Genomic DNA, 4,249 nt, shown 5'->3' with positions numbered 1-4,249 from the left:
CGCCAGGGCCGTGCCGAGCGCGAGCCCCGCGACGAGCGCCGGCGTGGCCGCGCGCCGGGCCGGGCGCCGACGCCTCACGCGAGCCTGCGGGCGGCAAGCGTGAGCGCCGCGAAGGCGGTGAACAGCGCCGCGGAGACGCGGTCGAGCACGACCATGCGCACGCGGCCCAGCACCCGGCGCGCCGCGGTCCCGCCGAGCACCCACAGCGTGTCGCCGAGAGCGGCGATGACCGTGAACAGCAGCCCCAGCACGACCATCTGCGCCGGCACCGGGCCGGCCCCGGGCCGCACGAACTGGGGGAGGAACGCGAGGAAGAACAGCGCGGCCTTGGGGTTGAGCAGCCCGACGAGCGCCGCGGCACGGTACGCGTCGAGCAGGCGGCGGGACGACGGCGTCGGCCGCCCCGGCTGAGCGGCGCCATCGGGTGCGGCGCCCTCGGACGCAGCGTCGTCGGGTGCGGCGCCGTCCCGGTCGCCCGCGGCGGCGCTCGCGAACGTCCCGGGGGTCCGGGCCCGCAGCGCGCGCACGGCGAGCCACAGCAGCCACGCCGCCCCCGCGACCTTGACCACGGTGAACGCCGTCGCGCTCGTGGCGACCAGTGCGGAGATGCCGGCGACCGCCGCGACGGTGTGGCCGAGGTTGCCGGTGGCGACCCCGAGCACCGAGGCGAGCCCGGCCGGGCGCCCGCGCCGCAGCGTCGTGGCGAGGATGACACCCACGGCGGGGCCGGGCGTGGCGACGAGTGCGGCCGAGGCCAGGGCGAAGGCCAGCAAGGTCGGGGGATCGATCACGGGGCACCTCCGCCGCCATGGTCCCCGACGTGCGCCACCGCACGGAAGCGAGTTCCACCGCACCCGCCCGCACCCGCCCACCGCCGCACCCGCCCACCGCCGCACCCGCCCACCGCCCCACCCGCCTCCGTCGCCCCGTCCGGATGTTCGAACGCGAGCGCGTGCACACGTGGAGGCGTCGGTGACGCGGCATCCTGTACGGCCGCTCGCATCCGAACATCCGGACGAGGGTGCGGACGGGGGACGGGGGAAGGGGGGACGAGGGTGCGGACGGGGGACGGGGGGACGGGGAGGCGGCGGGGGCGAGACGGCGGACCGGGGCGTCGGGGCCGCCGGTAGCCTGGGAGCCGTCCCCATGGCTCTCCCGGTTGGGAATCGATGACCACCACCGACGCCGCGCACGCCTCTGCGACGCCCGCGACCCCCGACACCGTCGAGCACGCGGCCGCGACGCCCGACGTCCCGCTGCCGTACGCCGAGCTCGGGCTCAAGACCGACGAGTTCCAGCGCATCGTCGATCTGCTGGGCCGCCGCCCGACGGCCGCCGAGCTCGCTATGTACTCGGTGATGTGGTCCGAGCACTGCTCGTACAAGTCCTCCAAGGTCCACCTGCGCCAGTTCGGCGACAAGGTGAGCGACGCGATGAAGGAGCACCTGCTCGTCGGCATCGGCGAGAACGCGGGCGTCGTCGACATCGGCGATGGCTGGGCCGTGACCTTCAAGGTCGAGAGCCACAACCACCCGAGCTTCGTCGAGCCCTACCAGGGCGCCGCGACCGGCGTCGGCGGCATCGTGCGCGACATCATCTCGATGGGCGCGCGCCCGGTCGCCGTGATGGACCAGCTCCGCTTCGGCGCGATCGACCACCCCGACACCGCGCGCGTGGTGCACGGCGTGGTCGCCGGCGTCGGCGGCTACGGCAACTCGCTCGGCCTGCCCAACATCGGCGGCGAGGTCGTCTTCGACCCGGCCTACCAGGGCAACCCGCTGGTCAACGCGTTGTGCCTGGGCGTGCTGCGGCACGAGGACATCCACCTCGCCAACGCGTCGGGCGCGGGCAACAAGGTCGTCCTGTTCGGCGCCCGCACGGGTGGCGACGGCATCGGCGGCGCGTCCATCCTCGCGAGCGAGACGTTCGACGACACCAAACCCTCCAAGCGCCCGTCGGTCCAGGTCGGCGACCCCTTCATGGAGAAGGTGCTCATCGAGTGCTGCCTCGAGCTCTACGCGGCCAAGGTCGTCGAGGGCATCCAGGACCTCGGCGCGGCCGGCATCTCGTGCGCGACGTCGGAGCTCGCGAGCAACGGCGACGGCGGCATGCACGTCGACCTCGAGAAGGTGCTCCTCCGCGACCCGACGCTCACGGCGGGCGAGATCCTCATGTCGGAGTCGCAGGAGCGCATGATGGCCGTCGTCCGGCCCGACAAGCTGGACGAGTTCCTCGCGATCACCGGCCGGTGGGACGTCGAGACGGCCGTGATCGGCGAGGTCACGGGTACGGGCCGGCTCACCATCGACCACTTCGGCCACCGGATCGTCGACGTCGACCCGCGCACGGTGGCGCACGAGGGGCCGGTCTACCACCGTCCCTACGCGCGCCCGGCGTGGATGGACGGCCTCCAGGCGGACACCGTGAGCGGGCCCGAGGGTGCGGCCCGCTACCCCCGCCCGGCGACGGGTGACGAGCTGCGCGAGACGCTGCTGCGCCTGGTCGCGTCGCCCAACCTCGCGAGCAAGGCGTGGGTCACCGACCAGTACGACCGCTTCGTGCAGGGCAACACCGCCCTCGCCCAGCCCGACGACGCCGGCGTCGTCCGCGTCGACGAGAGCACGGGCCTCGGCGTCGCGCTCGCGACCGACGCGAACGGCCGCTACGCCAAGCTCGACCCGTACACGGGTGCGCAGCTCGCGCTCGCCGAGGCGTACCGCAACGTCGCGACGTCGGGCGCACGTCCGCTCGCCGTCACCGACTGCCTCAACTTCGGGTCGCCCGAGGACCCGGACGCCATGTGGCAGCTGGTCCAGGCGATCGAGGGCCTCGCCGACGCGTGCCTCGAGATGGGCATCCCGGTCACCGGCGGCAACGTCTCGCTCTACAACGGCACGGGGGAGCCGGGCACGATCGACTCGTCGATCCACCCGACGCCCGTCGTCGGCGTGCTCGGCGTGCTCGACGACGTCGCGCGCGCGACGCCGTCCGGCTGGCGCCTGCCCGGGCAGGCGGTCTACCTGCTCGGCGCGACGCGCGGCGAGCTCGACGGCTCCGTGTGGGCCGACGTCGTCCACGGTCAGCTCGGCGGCCTGCCGCCGAAGGTCGACCTCGCCGCCGAGAGGACGCTCGCGGCGATCCTCGTCAACGCCTCGCGCGACGGCCTCGTCGACGCGGCGCACGACCTGTCCGAGGGCGGCCTCGCGCAGGGCCTCGTCGAGGCGTGCCTGCGCTACGGGACGGGCGCGCGCATCTGGCTGGGCGAGCTGTGCGACCGCGACGGCATCACGCCGTTCGAGGCGCTGTTCGCCGAGTCCACGGCGCGGGCCGTCGTCGCGGTGCCCCGCACCGAGGAGGTGCGGTTCGTCGACATGTGCACCGCGCGCGGCTACCCCGTGCTGCGGATCGGCGTGACCGACGACGCACCGCTCGACGGCGCGGAGGACGCCGGGCCGGCGCTCGACGTGCAGGAGCTCTTCAGCGCGTCGCTCGCCGAGCTCGCCGAGGCGCACCGCGACACGCTGCCGCGCCACTTCGGCTGACGACGTCGGTGGTCCGGGCCCAGCTGTCGAGGCGCTGATGGTCGCCGTCGAGGTCGCGGTGCAGGACGTCGCCGGCGCGCGCGTGGCTCTCGAGAGCGGCGCCGACCGGGTCGAGCTCTGCGTCGCCCTGGGTCTGAGCGGCGGCCTGACGCCGACGCCGGCCCGGGTGCGGCAGGTCGCCGACGTCGGGCTGCCCGTGCACGCCCTCGTGCGCCCGCGTCCCGGCGGGTTCGTGCACGACGCCGACGAGGTGGCGCTGCTCGTCGCCGAGGTCCGCGGCTGCGTCGACGCGGGCGCCGCGGGCGTCGTCGTGGGTGCGCTGACCGCCTCGGGCGAGCTCGACGAGCCGAGCGTCGCGGCCCTCGTCGACGCGGCCGGCGGCGTCGAGGTCACCTTCCACCGCGCCTTCGACGTCGTCGCCGACCGCGCGGACGCGATCGAGCGGCTCGGCGCGCTGGGCGTCACGCGTGTCCTCACCTCGGGCGGCGCGCCGACGGCGGCCGAGGGCGCGGCCGAGATCGCCCGGGTCGTGCGCCGAGCCGCCGGGCGCGTGCAGGTCATGGCCGGTGGAGGTCTCCGGCCCGAGCACGTGCGCGCCCTCGTCGCCGCAGGTGTCGACGCCGTCCACCTCTCCGCCCGGCGCGTCGTGCCGGACCGGGGACCGGCCGGCCCCGGCGGCGGGCGCGACGCAGGGCTCGAGGTCACCG

Annotated in this window: 3 protein-coding genes; 2 read left to right on the top strand and 1 reads right to left on the bottom strand. The window is 75.4% G+C overall.

Features of this window, described 5'->3' with window-relative positions:
* Positions 1–74 precede the first annotated feature (74 nt).
* On the bottom strand, positions 75–791 hold the full coding sequence (locus ICW40_RS05965; RefSeq protein WP_221652920.1) for a LysE family translocator: 717 nt from the start codon (positions 789–791) through the stop codon (positions 75–77).
* Positions 792–1,169: 378 nt separating this feature from the next.
* Here ICW40_RS05965 and purL point away from each other — a divergent pair, with 378 nt between their 5' ends.
* On the top strand, positions 1,170–3,542 hold the full coding sequence (purL, locus tag ICW40_RS05960) for a phosphoribosylformylglycinamidine synthase subunit PurL (protein ID WP_221652919.1): 2,373 nt from the start codon (positions 1,170–1,172) through the stop codon (positions 3,540–3,542).
* Between the two features lie 37 nt (positions 3,543–3,579).
* A partial coding sequence (locus tag ICW40_RS05955) for a copper homeostasis protein CutC (RefSeq protein WP_260458843.1) occupies positions 3,580–4,249 on the top strand: 670 nt, incomplete at its 3' end.

Origin of the sequence: Actinotalea ferrariae (assembly GCF_019733465.1) — a bacterium.
Taxonomy (GTDB): domain Bacteria; phylum Actinomycetota; class Actinomycetes; order Actinomycetales; family Cellulomonadaceae; genus Actinotalea; species Actinotalea ferrariae_A.
Note: the sequence above shows the minus strand (reverse complement) of the source record. Positions and strands in the feature narration are given on the sequence as shown.

Coding starts and splice junctions, on each gene's coding strand:
- purL (WP_221652919.1), top strand. CDS start 1,170: ATGACCACCACCGACGCCGCGCACGCCTCTGCGACGCCCGCGACCCCC.